The sequence below is a fragment of the Rhizobium sp. 'Codium 1' genome (assembly GCF_020889605.1).
Taxonomy (GTDB): domain Bacteria; phylum Pseudomonadota; class Alphaproteobacteria; order Rhizobiales; family Rhizobiaceae; genus Allorhizobium; species Allorhizobium algae.
On record NZ_JAJGPW010000001.1, the window covers coordinates 964,228 to 981,090 of the forward strand.

At 59.3% G+C, this 16,863-nt stretch carries 16 protein-coding genes; 10 read left to right on the plus strand and 6 right to left on the minus strand.

From position 1 onward, the window contains the following. Positions 1 to 49: 49 nt before the first annotated feature. From rpsO to LJE98_RS04705, 5 genes are all read left to right on the plus strand, one after another. Positions 50 to 319 carry a 30S ribosomal protein S15 gene (rpsO, locus tag LJE98_RS04685; protein WP_112247036.1) on the plus strand — a complete coding sequence of 90 codons (270 nt, stop codon included), beginning with the start codon at positions 50 to 52 and terminating at the stop codon, positions 317 to 319. Positions 320 to 636: 317 nt separating this feature from the next. Beyond that, positions 637 to 2,775: a polyribonucleotide nucleotidyltransferase gene (pnp, locus tag LJE98_RS04690; RefSeq protein ID WP_229573674.1), complete on the plus strand. Its 2,139-nt coding sequence runs from the start codon at positions 637 to 639 to the stop codon at positions 2,773 to 2,775. 75 nt (positions 2,776 to 2,850) lie between these two features. Further along, complete coding sequence (locus LJE98_RS04695) at positions 2,851 to 3,867, plus strand: class I SAM-dependent methyltransferase (RefSeq protein WP_229573675.1); 1,017 nt, start codon at positions 2,851 to 2,853, stop codon at positions 3,865 to 3,867. A gap of 117 nt (positions 3,868 to 3,984) precedes the next feature. Continuing rightward, positions 3,985 to 5,007 (plus strand): AraC family transcriptional regulator, encoded by a 1,023-nt coding sequence (locus tag LJE98_RS04700; RefSeq protein ID WP_229573677.1) that lies wholly within the window; start codon positions 3,985 to 3,987, stop codon positions 5,005 to 5,007. Between the two features lie 209 nt (positions 5,008 to 5,216). Further along, positions 5,217 to 5,480 (plus strand): LuxR C-terminal-related transcriptional regulator, encoded by a 264-nt coding sequence (locus tag LJE98_RS04705; RefSeq protein ID WP_229573678.1) that lies wholly within the window; start codon positions 5,217 to 5,219, stop codon positions 5,478 to 5,480. A gap of 87 nt (positions 5,481 to 5,567) precedes the next feature. Here the strand turns inward: LJE98_RS04705 and fabB are convergent, their stop codons facing one another. After that, positions 5,568 to 6,791 (minus strand): beta-ketoacyl-ACP synthase I, encoded by a 1,224-nt coding sequence (gene fabB / locus LJE98_RS04710; RefSeq protein ID WP_229573679.1) that lies wholly within the window; start codon positions 6,789 to 6,791, stop codon positions 5,568 to 5,570. Positions 6,792 to 6,835: 44 nt separating this feature from the next. Then, positions 6,836 to 7,351, minus strand: a complete 516-nt coding sequence (gene fabA / locus LJE98_RS04715) for a 3-hydroxyacyl-[acyl-carrier-protein] dehydratase FabA (protein ID WP_229573681.1) — start codon at positions 7,349 to 7,351, stop codon at positions 6,836 to 6,838. A 304-nt stretch (positions 7,352 to 7,655) separates the two neighbouring features. Between fabA and irrA the strand changes: the two genes are divergently transcribed. Further along, positions 7,656 to 8,072, plus strand: coding sequence for an iron response transcriptional regulator IrrA (gene irrA / locus LJE98_RS04720; RefSeq protein WP_229573682.1), 417 nt, complete (start codon positions 7,656 to 7,658; stop codon positions 8,070 to 8,072). A 24-nt stretch (positions 8,073 to 8,096) separates the two neighbouring features. Here irrA and LJE98_RS04725 read toward each other — a convergent pair whose 3' ends face one another. After that, on the minus strand, positions 8,097 to 8,732 hold the full coding sequence (locus tag LJE98_RS04725) for a trimeric intracellular cation channel family protein (protein ID WP_229573684.1): 636 nt from the start codon (positions 8,730 to 8,732) through the stop codon (positions 8,097 to 8,099). 125 nt (positions 8,733 to 8,857) lie between these two features. On the opposite strand from LJE98_RS04725, the gene LJE98_RS04730 reads away from it, so the two are divergent. Beyond that, a complete protein-coding gene (locus LJE98_RS04730; protein WP_370660300.1) occupies positions 8,858 to 9,334 on the plus strand; it encodes a hypothetical protein in 477 nt (158 codons plus the stop codon). 6 nt (positions 9,335 to 9,340) lie between these two features. Here the strand turns inward: LJE98_RS04730 and LJE98_RS04735 are convergent, their stop codons facing one another. Continuing rightward, complete coding sequence (locus LJE98_RS04735) at positions 9,341 to 10,132, minus strand: YdcF family protein (RefSeq protein WP_229573686.1); 792 nt, start codon at positions 10,130 to 10,132, stop codon at positions 9,341 to 9,343. A gap of 143 nt (positions 10,133 to 10,275) precedes the next feature. Between LJE98_RS04735 and LJE98_RS04740 the strand changes: the two genes are divergently transcribed. The 3 genes from LJE98_RS04740 to LJE98_RS04750 all read left to right on the plus strand — a co-directional run bounded on the left by LJE98_RS04740 (position 10,276) and on the right by LJE98_RS04750 (position 14,625). Beyond that, positions 10,276 to 10,473 (plus strand): hypothetical protein, encoded by a 198-nt coding sequence (locus LJE98_RS04740; RefSeq protein WP_229573692.1) that lies wholly within the window; start codon positions 10,276 to 10,278, stop codon positions 10,471 to 10,473. Between the two features lie 209 nt (positions 10,474 to 10,682). Then, positions 10,683 to 12,035 carry a DUF6538 domain-containing protein gene (locus LJE98_RS04745; protein ID WP_229573693.1) on the plus strand — a complete coding sequence of 451 codons (1,353 nt, stop codon included), beginning with the start codon at positions 10,683 to 10,685 and terminating at the stop codon, positions 12,033 to 12,035. 1,567 nt (positions 12,036 to 13,602) lie between these two features. After that, a complete protein-coding gene (locus tag LJE98_RS04750; RefSeq protein WP_229573695.1) occupies positions 13,603 to 14,625 on the plus strand; it encodes a hypothetical protein in 1,023 nt (340 codons plus the stop codon). A 134-nt stretch (positions 14,626 to 14,759) separates the two neighbouring features. Here the strand turns inward: LJE98_RS04750 and LJE98_RS04755 are convergent, their stop codons facing one another. Then, positions 14,760 to 15,023, minus strand: coding sequence for a hypothetical protein (locus LJE98_RS04755; protein WP_229573697.1), 264 nt, complete (start codon positions 15,021 to 15,023; stop codon positions 14,760 to 14,762). Positions 15,024 to 15,267: 244 nt separating this feature from the next. Next, on the minus strand, positions 15,268 to 15,837 hold the full coding sequence (locus LJE98_RS04760; RefSeq protein ID WP_229573699.1) for a hypothetical protein: 570 nt from the start codon (positions 15,835 to 15,837) through the stop codon (positions 15,268 to 15,270). Positions 15,838 to 16,863 lie beyond the last annotated feature (1,026 nt).

Below are 16,863 nucleotides of genomic sequence, written 5' to 3' on the forward strand. Positions count from 1 at the left end.
ATCCCGGCCTTTGGCGTCCCTGTCTCCTATAATCCAGAAAGGATTTACGATGTCGATCACTGCAGAGCGCAAGGCTGAGCTCATCAAGGAATACGCGATCAACGAAGGCGACACCGGTTCGCCGGAAGTCCAGGTTGCGATCCTGACAGAACGGATCAACAACCTGACCGAACACTTCAAGGGTCACAAGAAGGACAACCACTCGCGTCGTGGCCTTCTGACCATGGTTTCGAGCCGCCGTTCACTTCTCGACTACGTGAAGAAGAAGGACGAAGGCCGTTACACGAAGCTGATCACGAGCCTCGGCATCCGCCGCTAACAAGTTCCCGGCGGGTCTTCGCTAGCGAAGATCCGCCGGTTGCCTTTCCGGGTCAGGCCAAAGGACCCGCACCCCGTCTCGCGCATGGATTTGCCCGGGACGAATGACAGACCGGATGGGCCGGTCATGTCGACACCAACCGATGACCTGTCATGGGGCAGGATTGTTGGATGCTTCCGCGCCATAGGGCGAATTTGCGGGGATGACCCGCCGGATCTGAAGCCTCCCACTGTCTTGCCCGTGATTGCGTCAGCACATTGCAGACCCTGCGAGCCCCCGGATTACGGCGGCCCGGACCTGCATATGAAGGACAAGATATGTTTGATGTTCACAGCGTTGAAATCGAGTGGGCAGGCCGTCCGCTGAAGCTGGAAACGGGCAAGATTGCCCGCCAGGCCGACGGCGCCGTTCTCGCCACCTATGGTGAAACCGTCGTTCTCGCCACCGTGGTTTCGGCCAAGTCGGCAAAGCCGGGCCAGGACTTCTTCCCGCTCACCGTCAACTACCAGGAAAAGACCTATGCCGCCGGCAAGATCCCGGGTGGCTATTTCAAGCGCGAAGGTCGTCCTTCGGAAAAGGAAACGCTGGTTTCCCGCCTGATCGACCGTCCGATCCGCCCCCTCTTCCCGGAAGGCTACAAGAACGAAACCCAGGTCGTCGTCACCGTCGTCCAGCATGACCTCGAAAACGATCCGGACGTACTTGCCATGGTTGCCGCTTCGGCGGCCCTCACGCTCTCCGGCGTTCCGTTCATGGGCCCCGTCGGCGGCGCACGCGTTGGCTACATCAACGGCGAATATGTTCTGAACCCGCATCTCGACGAGATGGACGAGTCGACCCTCGACCTCGTCGTTGCCGGCACCCAGGACGCCGTGCTGATGGTCGAATCGGAAGCCAAGGAACTGAACGAAGACATCATGCTCGGCGCCGTCATGTTCGGCCACAAGGGCTTCCAGCCGGTCATCGACGCGATCATCAAGCTCGCCGAAGTCGCTGCCAAGGAGCCGCGCGAATTCGAACCGGAAGATCATTCCGCTCTCGAAGCCGAAATGCTCTCGATCGCCGAGACCGAACTTCGCGCTGCCTACAAGATTACCCAGAAGGCTGATCGCTACGCCGCCGTCGACGCCGTCAAGGCAAAGGTGAAGGCACACTTCTTCCCGGAAGGCGAAGAGCCGAAGTACCCGAATGAAGTGATCGGCGCCGTCTTCAAGCACCTGCAGGCGAAGATCGTTCGCTGGAACATCCTCGACACCAAGAGCCGTATCGACGGCCGTGACCTGTCGACCGTTCGTGCGATCGTGTCTGAAGTCGGCATCCTGCCGCGCACGCATGGTTCGGCTCTGTTCACCCGTGGCGAGACCCAGGCGATCGTTGTCGCCACGCTCGGCACCGGCGAAGACGAACAGTATGTCGACAGCCTGACCGGCATGTACAAGGAACGCTTCCTTCTGCATTACAACTTCCCGCCCTACTCGGTCGGTGAAACGGGTCGCATGGGTTCGCCGGGCCGTCGCGAAATCGGTCACGGCAAGCTCGCATGGCGCGCCATCCGTCCGATGCTGCCGTCTGCAGAACAGTTCCCGTACACGCTGCGCGTCGTCTCCGAGATTACCGAGTCGAACGGCTCGTCCTCGATGGCAACCGTTTGCGGCACGTCGCTGGCTCTGATGGACGCCGGCGTTCCGCTGGCAAAGCCGGTTGCCGGTATCGCCATGGGCCTCATCCTCGAAGGCGAGCGCTTTGCGGTTCTCTCCGACATCCTCGGCGACGAAGATCACCTCGGCGACATGGACTTCAAGGTAGCGGGTACTGCCGACGGCATCACCTCGCTGCAGATGGACATCAAGATCGCCGGTATCACCGAAGAGATCATGAAGGTCGCGCTCGGCCAGGCTCAGGGTGGCCGCAAGCACATCCTCAACGAGATGGCCAATGCCCTTTCGGAAAGCCGTGGCCAGCTCGGCGAGTTCGCCCCGCGCATCGAAGTGATGAACATCCCGGTCGACAAGATCCGTGAAGTCATCGGTTCGGGCGGCAAGGTCATCCGCGAAATCGTCGAAAAGACCGGCGCCAAGATCAACATCGAAGACGACGGCACCGTGAAGATCGCCTCTGCCTCCGGCAAGGAAATCGAAGCTGCCCGCAAGTGGATCCATTCGATCGTGGCCGAGCCGGAAGTCGGCGTGGTCTACGAAGGTACGGTTGTGAAGACCGCCGACTTCGGCGCCTTCGTCAACTTCTTCGGTTCGCGTGACGGCCTCGTGCACATCTCGCAGCTCGCTTCCGAGCGCGTTGCCAAGACCTCCGACGTCGTCAAGGAAGGCGACAAGGTCTGGGTCAAGTTGATGGGCTTCGACGAGCGCGGCAAGGTTCGCCTGTCCATGAAGGCCGTCGACCAGACGACCGGCAAGGAAGTCGCTGCCGATAAGAAGGATGGCGAAGCCGCTGAATAAGCGGACGTCGTTCCCGATCCGAGGCGCGGGAGAAATTCCGCGCCTTTTTTGTTCGCCGAGAGAGAAGACCGAGCCATGAGCCGCGAAAGCCTGAAGACCCTGTTCCATCCCTTCGTTACCGAAGCTGTCGCCCTGCCGGCTGCGGAAAGCCGCTGGCTTTTCCTGGGCGCTGAAGCAGGGTTTGCCAAGCCCGAAGGTTTCGCGGCCGAACTCACGGCCGTTCAGGATTTCCGCCCCGAATTCCGCCGCCTCGAGGCGAGCCATCTCAAGCCACTGCCGGCTGTCGAGGGCAATGATTACGATGGCGCGCTGGTACTGTGCGGCAAACACAAGGGTGTCAACGAAGATCGCGTTGCCGAGGCGCTGAAGCGCGTCAAGCCCGGCGGCACCGTGCTGGTCGCCGGCGCCAAGGAAGACGGGATCCTGCCGCTTCGCAAGCAGCTCGATCGCCTGGGTCTTTCGCCCGAATCCATGCCGAAATATCACGGCGTGGTCGCCTGGTTCACCGTGCCCGAGGATACATCGGCACTCGTTTCGACATTGGCCGCCAAGACGGTCACGGTCGATGGCCGTTTCGAGACCCGCTCGGGGCTCTTTTCCCATGCCCATGCGGATGAAGGGTCCGAATTGCTGGCGACCCGTCTGCCGGCAGACTTCAACGGCAATGCCGCTGATTTCGGCGCTGGCTGGGGCTATCTTTCGGTGATGCTGGCAGATGCTGCCCCCCGCACCAACCGTATCGACCTGTTCGAGGCGAGCCACGAAGCGCTGGAACATGCCAAGCGCAACCTGGCGAAGAACTGCCCGACCCTGACAACGCGTTTCTTCTGGCAGGATCTGGCCAACGAACCGGCGAAAGAGAAATACGACCTCGTCATCATGAACCCACCCTTCCACGAGGGGCATGCCGCCGAACCGTCGATCGGGGCGGCCATGATCAAGGCAGCCGCAGAAGCACTTCGCGGCGGTGGCGAATTGCTGATGGTGGCGAACCGCGGCCTACCCTACGAGCCAATCCTCGGGGCGCATTTCAAGCAGCATGGCGAAGTCTGCCGCAATGCCCGCTTCAAGGTGCTTTGGGCCAAACGCTGAGCAGACGCCTTTGTGATCAACCGCGTTCGGACATAGACCATGTGGCACTCGACTCTGTGCCTGTCCTCGCTTAGCATCTGACGCCAGTAGCTTTCACTTCTGGCGCCAGCGGTCTTCATGCCTTCTCGGAACCTCACCGATGAATTGACCACCGTGGCCGGCCTTGCTTCGGCGGTGGTCGTGCATGCCAAGTCCTATGGAATAGACGTCGAGCCGATCTGCAGGGCTCTGGAGATCGATCCCGAGACATTTCAGAGCCTGACTGCCCGGATCAGCCTCGACCGCCTCTGCCGGCTCCTGGAGGCCTGTGCCTTGCTGGCCGATGACGAGGCTTTCGGGCTCACGAGCATCAAGGACTATGAAGCGGGGTCCACCGGGCCTTTCGGTTACGGCCTCATGGCAGCGCCTACCGGGCTGGACTTCGTTCGCTTCCTGGACGACCACATCCAATATGTCACCCATACCAGCTATTGCCGGCTCTCGCTCGACGAACGCGGGGCGCATCTGGCCTGGACCTTTGCGCCTGTTATCGTGAAGCGCGACCAATATGTCGACATGTCGGTTGGTCTCGTCATGCAGCGCGCAAAGGAACTCGCCAACAGCGATGGCATAGAGATCGAGCTCGAACGGCCGCACCCGCGCAATCCGCAGCTTTTCCGCCAGTTGCTGTCACGCCGCGTGAGCTTTGCGGCGGGCATGAACTGCATTCACTTTCCCTTGAGCTTTCTGGAGGCGCACAACTCCACGGGCGACCGGCGCCTCTTCGAGCTCATGGACCTCCAATGCCGCAGCCTGAGACCAGCCTTGCCGGAGAAGGGAGCGGATTTCCTGGAACAGGTGCGCCGCTATCTCCTGCTTCATGTCTCCGACGACGACTATCCCCTCTCCGAAATCGCACCCTATTTCGGCCTCTCCGGGAGGACATTCCAGAGACGGCTTGCCGCCCAGGGGACCAGTCTCAACGACTTGCGGGACCAGATCAGGAAAGACGTCAGCTTCAGCCTGCTGACGGAGAGCGAACTTCCGATTTCGGAAATCTGCTATCGCCTGGGCTATTCGGCTCCCAGCGCCTTTACTCGATCGGTGACGCGCTGGTTCGGCTCGACGCCGACAGAAGTGCGCGAGCGCAAATCCGCCTGAGCGCAGCCCAGCTTGACAAGTGGCGGCTGAGCGGCCCTAATATGCTCCACGAGACGCTCCATGCAGCCGGCTCCGCTTATTTAGCGCGTGCGGATAAATACTTGGCGTGCAGTGTCAACGACACGGTTCCAGTTATAATGGTATTCGCGCCGTCTGACGACCTGATGTGATCATCAGGTCGCGTATTCTCCATGGCGGTAATTGCAATTATGAATACCGATACCAAACGGGCGATCGGGCGACATCCCGCCTTTGCCGTCTTATCAGCCCGCGAAATCCGCTGCCTGCAGCTCGTGGCCGAGGGCATGCGCGCGGACGAAGCAGCCAATGTGCTCGCACTATCGAGTGATGAAGTAAACGAGGCGCTCACCGGCGCTCGGGAGAAGCTCGAAGCAAGCAATCTCATGCATGCAGTCAGCATCGCCATGCTGATGGGCGTCATAGATCACACCAATCCGCATCAACCGAAGTAAGCCGTGCTTCCACGGCTGGCGGACCACTTCGGATGAATGCCTGGCGCAGCAACGCGCCAGGCTTTTTTTTTGTGCCGGCTGTCAGGATCAGCCGTTGTGACGCTGGAAGACCAGCGTCGCATTGGTGCCGCCAAAGCCGAAGGAATTGGACAGCACCGTATCGATCTTCGCATTGTCGATGCGCTTGCGCACGATTGGCACCCCTTCGAATTCAGGGTCGAGTTCGGTGATGTGGGCGCTCTCGCCGATGAATTTTTCCTGCATCATCAGAAGGCCATAGATCGATTCCTGGACGCCGGCGGCACCCAGCGAGTGACCCGTCAGAGACTTGGTCGACTGGATATGCGGGATCTTGTCGCCGAAGACTTCCCGGATCGCGCCGATTTCCTTGCTGTCGCCCACCGGCGTCGACGTGCCGTGGGTGTTGATGTAGTCGACGTCGCCTGTCACCGTCGAGAGCGCCTGGCGCATGCAGCGCATCGCGCCTTCGCCCGAGGGAGCGACCATGTCGTAACCGTCAGACGTCGCGCCATAGCCGGTGATTTCGGCGTAGATCTTGGCACCGCGAGCCTTGGCATGCTCAAGGTCTTCCAGAACCAGGACGCCGGCACCGCCGGCGATGACGAAGCCGTCACGCGAGACATCGTAGGCCCGGGAAGCGGTCGAGGGCGTGTCGTTGTATTTTGACGACATGGCGCCCATGGCGTCGAACAGGCTCGACATGGACCAGTCGAGATCCTCGTGGCCGCCGGCGAAAACCATGTCCTGCTTGCCCCACTGGATCATCTCATAGGCATTGCCGATGCAATGGGCCGAGGTCGAGCAGGCAGACGAGATCGAGTAGTTGACGCCGTGCAGCTTGAACCAGGTGGCAAGCGTTGCAGACGCGGTCGACGACATGGCCTTCGGTACGGCAAACGGGCCGATGCGCTTGGGGCTCTTGTTCTGGCGGACGATATCCGCGGCTTCGACGATCTGCTTCGTCGACGGGCCACCGGAGCCCATGATGATACCGACGCGCTCATTTTGCGCATAGTCGGCCTCTTCGAGGCCGGCATCGGCGATCGCCTGTTTCATGGCGACATGATTCCAGGCGCCGCCCTGCGACAGGAAGCGCATTGCGCGGCGATCGACCAGTTCGGTCGGATCCAACGTCGGCTTGCCCCAGACCTGGCAACGGAAACCATTCTCGGCGAAATCGGGAGAAAAGGTGATGCCCGATTTGGCGTCGCGCAAGGATGCGGTGACTTCGGCGGCATCGGCACCGATGGAGGACACGATGCCCAGACCCGATATTACAACCCGTCTCATCTCTCAGACCTTCTTCATGAACTCAAGGTACGGACAAGGCCGGATCAGGCCGCCTTGTCCTTCGACAGACCAACGCGGAGGTCGGTTGCCTGATAGATAGTTTCTCCATCGGCCTTCAACCAGCCGTCGGCCGTACCAAGTACGAGGCGACCGCGCATGACGCGCTTGAAGTCGATGCCATATTCGAGAAGCTTGGTCTCGGGGCGTATCATGCCCTTGAACTTCACTTCGCCTGTCGACAGCGCCATGCCGCGGCCGGGTTCACCCAGCCAGCCGAGGAAGAAACCCGTCAGCTGCCACATGCCGTCGAGACCGAGGCAACCAGGCATGATCGGATTGCCCTGGAAATGGCAGGGGAAATACCAGTCGTCGGGGCGCACGTCGTATTCCGCGCGGAGGTAACCCTTGTCGAAGGCGCCGCCGGTTTCCGAGATATCGGTGATCCGATGCACCATCAGCATGGGCGGAAGGGGAAGCTGCGCATTGCCGGGGCCGAACAGTTCACCGCGGCCGCAGGCGAGGATTTCATCGTAATTGTAGCTGGACTGTCTCGTAACCATTGTTCTTCTTCTTCCCCCCTCTGCTTCACATGTCCGGGACCCAATAGAGCAAGACGAAGGCAAATTGAAGCCCTGCAGGCCCTGCACCTCTGTCCCGGGACATTGGGCGCCCCAGTCTCATATCATGGTCGCATACAGGAAGGAAAAGACCATCACCAGTGCGGATGGTCCAAAAAACCGCCGAACTTCAGCATGTGCAGGCTCGAAGCGCGGCGGAACTATTGAAACACCCTGATTTTGCAGCTATATCGACACTTGCGTACACTAATTCGTACCGCAATGAGACTGGAGTGCGTCCTTGACGATGGCAAGCTGCCAAACAGGCATCGAACTGAAACTGCGTCGCTCGGGTCTTCGTCCGACGAAACAGCGCATTGCCTTGGCCGGACTTCTGTTTGCCAAGGGCGATCGCCACCTGACGGTCGAAGAGTTGCATGACGAGGCGCTCGCCGCCGATTTTCCGGTCTCTTTGGCAACGGTCTACAATACGCTGCACCAGTTCACCGAAGCCGGCCTCATACGGGTCTTGGCCGTCGAGAGCTCAAAAACCTATTTCGACACCAATGTCTCGGACCATCATCACTTTTTCGTCGAAGGCGAAAACAGGGTGCTGGACATCCCGGTCAACAATATCAGCATCGACAACTTGCCGCCGGCCCCGGAAGGCATGGAAATCGCTCATGTCGACGTTGTCATCCGGCTGAGGCCCAAGCAGGGCTGAGTTTTCCGACCCGCGCCCTTCCCCTCACATTACCTCATCGGGATGCCGGCCGGGCTTGTGCTTGTAGGTCGGGAAGGTCCAACCGAAGTACAGCGCTCCTCCGCGAATAACAAAGGCCGCCAAAGCGCCAATGACCGACGCTGCATAGAGCGGCATTCCAAATTCGTTGGCCCCCGTGAACACGGCTGCGCCCACCAGGGCCGCCGTGATGTAGATCTCCGGCCTGAGCAACACCGATGGCTCGTTCGCCAGAAGATCACGCAGGACACCGCCAAGGCTTGCCGTCAATGTACCCGTCACGATCGCAATCGTCGGGGAACCAGTCGCGGCCAGACCCTTTGCCGCGCCCATCACGCAATAGGCCGAGAGCCCGATCGCATCGAGCCAGATCAGCAGGCGGTAACGCGATTCGACCATGTGGGCGGTGAAGAAGACGAGCACGCCGATCGCACAGCAGATCAAGATATAGTCAGGATTTAGCACCCAGTAGACCGGGACACGCCCCAGCACGATGTCGCGGACCGTGCCGCCTCCGAGCCCCGTCACCACGGCGAAGAAGAGGAAGCCGATCATGTCGAGCTGCTTGCGCGACGCGGCGAGAGCGCCAGTGGCCGCAAACAGGGCGATCCCGGCATAATCGAGATAAGACAGGAACGACATGGATGATTTCCTTGCTGGAGCCTTCAGTCGGGGCCAGATTTGGATCACGCCGTTAAGGGTGAGGCAAGACGCAGGCGCTAGACTTCCCCATCGTTCAGCACAGATTGCGCTCCGGAGTCCAGACCGTGACCTTCCTCTCCCGTTTCCTTCTCCTCGTCGTCGTGGCCGGCCTTTTCGCCGGGCCTGTCGTCGCTCAGCAGGAATTGCTGACCGATCCCGAGATTTATGAGAAGAATCACTACGCCAAGCGATGCAAGGTGGTGCAATATGGCGGCCGCTTCATCGACCGCATCGACATCAACAATGACGGCATCAAGGACGCGGTCACCAATAGCAGCGAGATCGTCTGCGACGGAGTGCGCGGCCCTGATTGTTCGGCCGAGGGCTGCCCGTTCAACTTTTATCTGCAGGTGAAAGAGGGCGGCTATTTCATGATCGCCACGGCGCAGATGTACACCTATGATTTCATCAAACGGTTCGGCAACATGGTCTTCGTACTGAAGATGCACCCGCGCTATTGCGAACGCGCAGAGGGCGAGCAGCCCTGTGAGATGACCGTTCGCGTGCGCGGGACCAAATTCCTGACAATCTCGAAGAAATAGCCGTGTCTACGGCGCCGGATAGACGGCGTCGATCCGACCGAGCATCCGGTAGGCAAGCAAGCCCACCCATTCCCGCAACGCCGTCGACATCTGCTGCGCATTGAGGCTTGGCTGGGTGAAGTCGAGCGCGAAAGAGACGTTGCCGGCGGTGCGATAATCGACGGGCCAGGGCGTCACCTCGACGCCCGCCTTGCGGAACAGGCCGACAGAGCGCGGCATGTGGAAGGCGGAGGTGATGAGCAGGCATTGTCGCAGACCGCTGGAGGCCAGGAGCTCGCGGCTGTTTTGGGCATTTTCGTCGGTGTTTCTCGACGTGGTCTCGGCAATCAGCCTGTCGCGAGAAATCCCAAAGGCCTCGAAAAAGCGGACCGAGGCAGCGGCATCGCCCTCAAAGGCGCCGCTCAGGGAGCCGTCACCGCCCGAGACGAGGATCCGCGCCTGCGGATATCGGATCGCCAGCCGCAGCGCCTCGACGAATCGGTCAGCTGCCTGATTGAGGTCCATGCCGCCGCGTGTCGTGGTCACCTCCGTCTCGAAGGCACCACCCAGCACGATCATGCAGGAGAGCTCCCGGGGATCGGCGGCCGGCCTTGGAAAGCGGGCCTCGAGGGTCTGCAGCAGGAGCGAACCCAATGTCGTGTAGAGGGTGAGGAAAAGCACGATCAAGGACAAGGACAGCGCGGCCGCCGCCATGCGAACCCACCGCATCCAGATCATCACCAGGGCCAGGCCAGCAAAGACGAAGACCAGGGACAGGGGCTGGACGAGGTTCCAGAAAAGCTTGGACACGACGAACACTGCGCATTCTCCCTGCCCGGCATCGGGCCTCTTTCACCGTGCTGCCCTCTTTCTGTCGGGAGACCAGCTTCGCTCAAGGAGGCGTTACTAGACCCTCGACCCACTGTCATCATTTGAATGCTGAATTTTTCGGGAGCACACCCATGCGATTTGCCGTCGATACCGTGGACGAATCTGGCAATGATCGCCTCTGTATCGGCACTCCCGTTGAAGTCCGCGAGGACAAGCTGCACCTCAAGCTGCGCGATGGCGAAGTGAAGCTCGACGTCGCCAAGATCATCGACTGGTTCCAGATCGATCTCTCCAAGAGCGGCGAACGGGTGGATTTGTTTCAGCGATGAGAGACTGAGCGCACAGCATACGGCACGGTGGGAATGCGCCCGTCTGGGCGCTGTCGTCTGTAGAAAGTTGTCTGAAAAGTTTTGGTGGAGCTAAGCGGGGTACGAATTGCCCCGCCTCTTGCTTGTTTCGTTTCAAATAGTTACGTATTCCCAATGACTTCCGAGGAGCACCTTGGGGGAGCGATTGGGTACGCATAGGGCGATTTGAAGTGGCACGACCGGCGAAGAGTGACAAGCGGTATCTGGAGCAACATGGGGCGAAATGGCGCATTGTCGTCGCGGTCCCCCGCAATCTCCACAAGGCCCTTGGGACAACCAAGCTAAAGCACACGCTCGACACTGACAGCCTGGCAGAAGCGAACCGGCAGAAGTGGGCAGTAGTGGCTCAACTCCAAGCCCAGATCGAAACCGCAAGGAACCCCCAAGGGAAACCCCAAGACCTCATCGCAGAAGCCCAGAAGCTCGCCGCGATCCGCAGGGCGATCAAGGATGACGACGAGGAGGATGGCCTTGACGCCTACATCATGCAGCGTGTCGAGGAGATCGCCGGGGATATCATTGGCGAGGAGCGCGACAAGTCACCGAAGTATGCACCGGAGCGGGAAGCCGCTGCAAAGACATTCGCCGGGATCGCCACGGGGCAGAAGACACCGATAGACGCGCACCGGGAGCGGTATCAGTCGCAGTTGCGTGTGAAGCCCCGCACCATTGCCGACGACAACAGAGCAATGAAATACCTGCTCGACTGGTGCAAGGCGGAAGACGTGTCTCCCTTCTTAGAAACCTTCGGGAAGCGTGAAGCCATCCGCTTTACCGACGACTTCCCCGCCCTCATTGGGACCCACCAGCCCCGCACCCTGAACAAGTATGTTCGCCGTCTTGGCTCCTATTGGAAGTGGATGGAAGGACGCGACGAGGTGTCGGCAAACGTATGGCAAGGGCGAACCTATACCATCCCGCTCCAGACCGACGACGAGAAGGAGCGCCCCTTCACTGACGACGAGTTGAAGCGCCTACTCAGTGGCCCAGCCTCTCCAGAGATGCACGACCTGATGAGGATCGCGGCATTGAGTGGCGCTCGACTGGACGCAATCGTGTGTCTCCGCGCCAAAGACTGCAAGGACGGTAACTTCACGTTCAAGCCGCAGAAGAAGGAGACATCCTTCCGCCTTTGCCCAATCCATCCGGCGCTTGTCGACATTGTTGAAAGGCGCACCAGCGGCCTGTCCAACGATGACAGCATATTCCCCGAATGGCCCCCGGCGAAGTCCCGCAAGACCCTCCGGGAGCACTCTTTCAAGGCTTCGAACCACTTCACCGCCTACAGGCGAAAGGTAGGAGTTGACGACACACGGGAAGGCAACAGGCGCTCCCGTGCCAACTTCCATTCGTTCCGCCGATGGTTCATCACGGCAGCGGAGAGAGCAGACCAGCCAGAGAGCATCATTGCCGCCGTCGTGGACCACAAGAGGCAAGGCATGACACTTGGGGTTTACTCTGCGGGACCCCTTTTGGAGCAAGCAAGGCGTTGCTTAGAGGCGGTAAAACTGCCAATTGACTGAGACCTGCGATCAACCGGAGAGGGTAGGGGAAGCCGTGGTTCGTCGCGGCTGATGTGTGCTCGCCCTGGGAATTGTGAACGTTTCCGACGCTTGCTCTAACCTCGGCCAGGGCGAGAATAGAGCGATCCTCATCAACGACGGTCGATACGGTAGACCAAGCCCCCCTCATCACGGAAAGCGGCCTTTACAAGCTCGTTATGCGCTTCGATAAGGACCAGGATAAGGAGTTCCAGGACCGGGTAACCCGCGCGACGTTCTCCCAGCGATCCGCAAGAATGGTCACTTCACGATTTCTTAAGGCCCGGTCGGAGAGCAATAGACGAAGTACTTCCCGCCTAATCGTTGCGTCAGTTTTCCATGCACCCGGAAGCGTGTGCCAAGAGCGTGAAGAGTACGCATTTCATTTGAACAGGAAACGTCCAGACCTTCAGGGAAAGGCTGTCCCGCGACCACACTAACCCTTCGGTCATGTTGATGGCCACCCTTGAGACCCGTATACGTTTCGACCACCACCAGCTTGTAAGGTGGTTTCGGTTCCGGCAGATCAGGCAAGCAAGCCTCCGCAGTCCACTACGGCAAGTTATTTGACGGGAGCGCGGCCCGAAGTCCAGACCCCGCCCCGCTTGTACTTCCCAATTGACGGGCCGCACAATTACCCGCGCATACAGCACTAAGAAGCGCTCTCCGGGATCACCGACCATGCCGCAGCGGGAACGCGCATAATTCGCCTCGACGGCAACAGAAAGAATGCAGGTTTCAAAGCGGGGAGCAGGTCACCGGCAGCGGCCCCGGAATAATTACCCCTGCATATAGCACAGTATGAAGAGTTTTCCCGGCTCCCGAGCGGTCATCGCGACACCCCTCCGAGGGATCGGACAGGGCCCGGCAGGGGACACCGGCAGCGGCCCCATCAAGGCACATTAGCGATCAATTCAACAAATTGATATTAAACGATAAATAATTACCCCGCCATTCAGAGAAGACGAAGCTCCACGACAGACCGAATTGGACAGCCGGAATGGATGAAGCATAAGCGAAAACGAGCATGAACAAAAAACAGTGGCATTGACGGCGACAGCAGGAGACAGTATTCGCATGTACACGTCTTAAAGATATAAATCTAAGTTACATATAAGATACCATTAGGTAACGTCTGCAATGTTTATTGAAAGACATAGCGGGAGTATTACCTAGAGATAAACTCAAGGTTCCCTCAGGGTATCCCATGACTTCTCCGGGATGCCCTTCCGAGAGCTCTCCCTTCCTTGTCTCCATCCAGACCCATACCATCGAATCCCGCAGAGACTCGCTGAGAGCCTTCCGGCTACTTCCGCTATCTCGACATCTCCGAGCCCCCTGAACGCTCTCTACGGGCCTCTGTGAGTCAAGGAGAGGCATCGCAGCGCCCTACCCCACCCGCAACCCAGCCACGACGATCACCACAGCCCCGCCAAGACCTCCCGACGACACCCCTAGGTGACCGGCGGAGGCCTCAGCGTGTCCAATCGATACCCAGCGGCCCCAGCCGACATCCAACCTCCCCGAACTGGAAAAGGTAACCAGCAGCATGACCATCGCCACACTCCCACTCCGCCCCGTCGTAACAATTGAACTAGTCGGCTCCTTCACGGCTCGCCATGTCGAGAGCGGCACGACCGTTGACCTTACTGGACGACGGAACCGCAGCACCACGAAAAGTCCCTTGCCGGTTCTTTGCCGGGAACTCCTCGCCCATGGCTTGGACCCCGTGACCCGCGCCCATGTCATCCGCAAGGCCTTGGACCGTGACGGCTTCATCCCTGTGTTCAAGCGTGACCGCACCCTTGCTGTCTGGGCAGGTCTGGACGCAGTGGAGAGCGAAACCCGTTCCGTTCATGTCGAGAAGCACCGGCCATATCGTGGCCCCGTCAAGGGCAAGGGAGAGCAGGAGGTTGCCGAGGTAACCAAGCGACACCCCGGAGAGCCAGCCGCAGAAAATCGCATCAACGGCAGCACGGGAAGCGGCAGTGAGGGCAGCAGCATGATCATGATCGACGCCACCGCCCCAACCATCCTTCCCGGTATGTGCATGCAGTACACCTCAGAAATCCTGGACAGGAAGACAGGGGAGATGGTTTCCATCGACCAGGGCCACTGGATCACCATGGATGAACTCAGCAAAGCCTTTGGGATCGGCAGGAGGCAACTCGCTATCGTCCTCCACCAGATGAACTTTCTTCAGATCGAAGGCACCGGCTCTAATGCCCGCAACCGCATCCAAGATTGGGTGATCGCCAAGGGGTACGGAAAGCGCAACAAGCGCAAGTCAGACGGCATGCCGTTTGATGTTGTCTCATCGGAAGGTGTCCGATGGATTGCGGAACGCTGGGAGGCGGCAAGGAAGGCGGTGGAGGCGAAGACCTCAGGGTCCCGCCGAGGAAGCCCGAGAAGCCTTGCAGGAGTTCAAGAAGCGCCGCAGCGGCCCCATGGGTGGAAAGCAGGAAATCCATTGGCTTGCCGATCACTTCCCACACCTCACCCACGACCAGATGGCGCAAGCCCTCAGCCTGTCACGCCAGTTGGTGACTCGGTTCATGAAGATGAGGAGTGATCAGATTGCCAATGCCAAGGCACTCCGAGAACGTCACCGGGAACCCACGGGGGACACCTCGCGGTGTGTTGCACAGTAGGCCTATACACAAAAAGGCAACACCCGGAAAAATGACCGCAGTAGCGAGAGACAGCTTAGGCCCTGTCGCTCCAGCCGGTCCTTGCGCTGATCTCGCAGAGGACCCCGAGGGCTACACCTACGGCGAGCGCTATTGCGGCCTTGTCTAGCGTGGCACCCAGCCCTTCAAGACCGCCGCTGCCGATGTACGCCCTGACGAAAGCCTGTTGCTCGTCAACACTGAGAGGGCCGAACATGACAAAGAGACAGGTGGCGACACGAAAAGCGCTAAGCCAGAAGACGAGGTGCGCAATCACCTTGCCGATACGAGTGAAGAACACGAACCTATACCCTCCAAAGTGGTCCCCGGCAGCGGCCTTAGCAGAGACCGCCCATGGGGAGCAAGGCAGGGTGTGGAGACAGGTGGAGCGCTGAACCCAGCGTTCCCCGAGAGGATCGCCGGGGGATCATCGCCCCCGGCAGGTCCCTCAGGGTTCCCCCAAACTGACTTGAGGGGAACGCAACAAACACGGCGAGAACACCGAGGGAACCCCGTGTTGCCTCAAGCATAACGCCTTCGAGGAGTCATGGTGGTTCATTAGAACCAACGTAATACGCCACGATCTCGTCAAACGATTGCTGGTCAATATTTGCCGATATCGTCGCATCGACATAAAACCCTAGATGCATTAGAGACGATGTATAGAAGCATCTCTCTAGGTCGTCGCGCCTGATCCGCTTTCCTATGATCACTATTGACTGATTGATCCGATCTCTGAAGCCGCATGCACCATAAACATGCTTGAAACGTGTTGCTGGGTACTTACTGTCCGAGATCAAGAAGTTCACCGCGATCTGATCCTCAAAACGCGACCTTAGATACGTTACCAGTCCATTCCTCGCCGCGATGGCGCTCAAGTCCTCGCAAACATTCGTGGGATCAACGCCTCTTGCATAGATGCAAGAATATATCAGGTGAACGTTGGTGCTCTGAAACTGAGGATGCGCATCCTTGGGATTTTTCGCGATGAAGTAGTCTATCACGGACGTCGTGCCGTCAGCGATGGCAGCATTGGCTGTGGCGAGGATGGCCAACGTAGCGGCAAAGAAGAGCGAAGACGAGATCAGCACCGATGCGGTCCGACAGCTTGCCATTTTTTCCGACTCCCCTCCGTCAACCGTTAGCGGCACAACCTGTCTAGTGCATGAAGAATTTGATACGCCAATGCTCGTTACCCTGAAAGAAAAACGTAGACTGAGGGCGAGTTTGTCGGAACCAACACGCCAAACTGAAGAATGCGATATTCAACGCCGAAGCTTAGTAGGGCATCGAAGCACCATATCTGCGCCAGATGAAAAATCACGGCTAGTTTCAGTCGGGTAACTTGCGTCGCCTATGCGTGAAAGGAGATCGAAATCAACTGGTGCAGTGGCAACGTGGGTGTGAAACAGCGGGTACATCTAGCCTGTCACCCTGGCTGCCCACGGGAAACCCGAGGTGCCCTGCCGAGGGTCCCTGCGATAGCGCAGCAAAGCTCATTTTGGGCTGGGGCGTCCCTCGCTTCCCAGCACCACCTCTCCTGACTCCGTAGAGCCTCGTGGAGAGCGCTCTGTTACGGAAGGTGTCGCAAGGTCATCCGAGTTGCTGGAGGCGCACCAATCGCCTCGACGGCGACAGGAAGAGCCGCCTTCACCACGCAAGCCCCATAGACTGGCTCGCCATTGTCATTGACCGATGGTTGCAGTAACTCAATCAGGACGAGACTGGAGGAGGAAGACCGTCGGGAGCTTTTCGATTTGGCACTGGATAGTTGTCTTCCTGATCCTCTTCCTTCCGCTCTACCTCCTCCTCCGCAAGCCCCAGCGCAAGGCCAGCCAAGACAGTGCAGCGCAGATCGGCGCATTGTCGAATGTCGAGAAGTTGGAGAAGCTCGCCAAGTTGAAGGCTGACGGTGCAACCACCGCAGCGGAGTATGACGCAGAGAAGCGGCGGATACTCGGGTAACCACGTAGGTCCCGGCAGGAGTCCCAAGGGGACCCCGCGACCTTTTCACAAAAACTGTGTGAGCGAACTACATATACTATCCATCGCTCACCCCCCCCGTGGGGTGGGGGTGAGGTCCAGCCGTGCCCTATCCCGGCGCGACCCTATCTTAACCTTGCCACTTGTTTTCAGTCGCC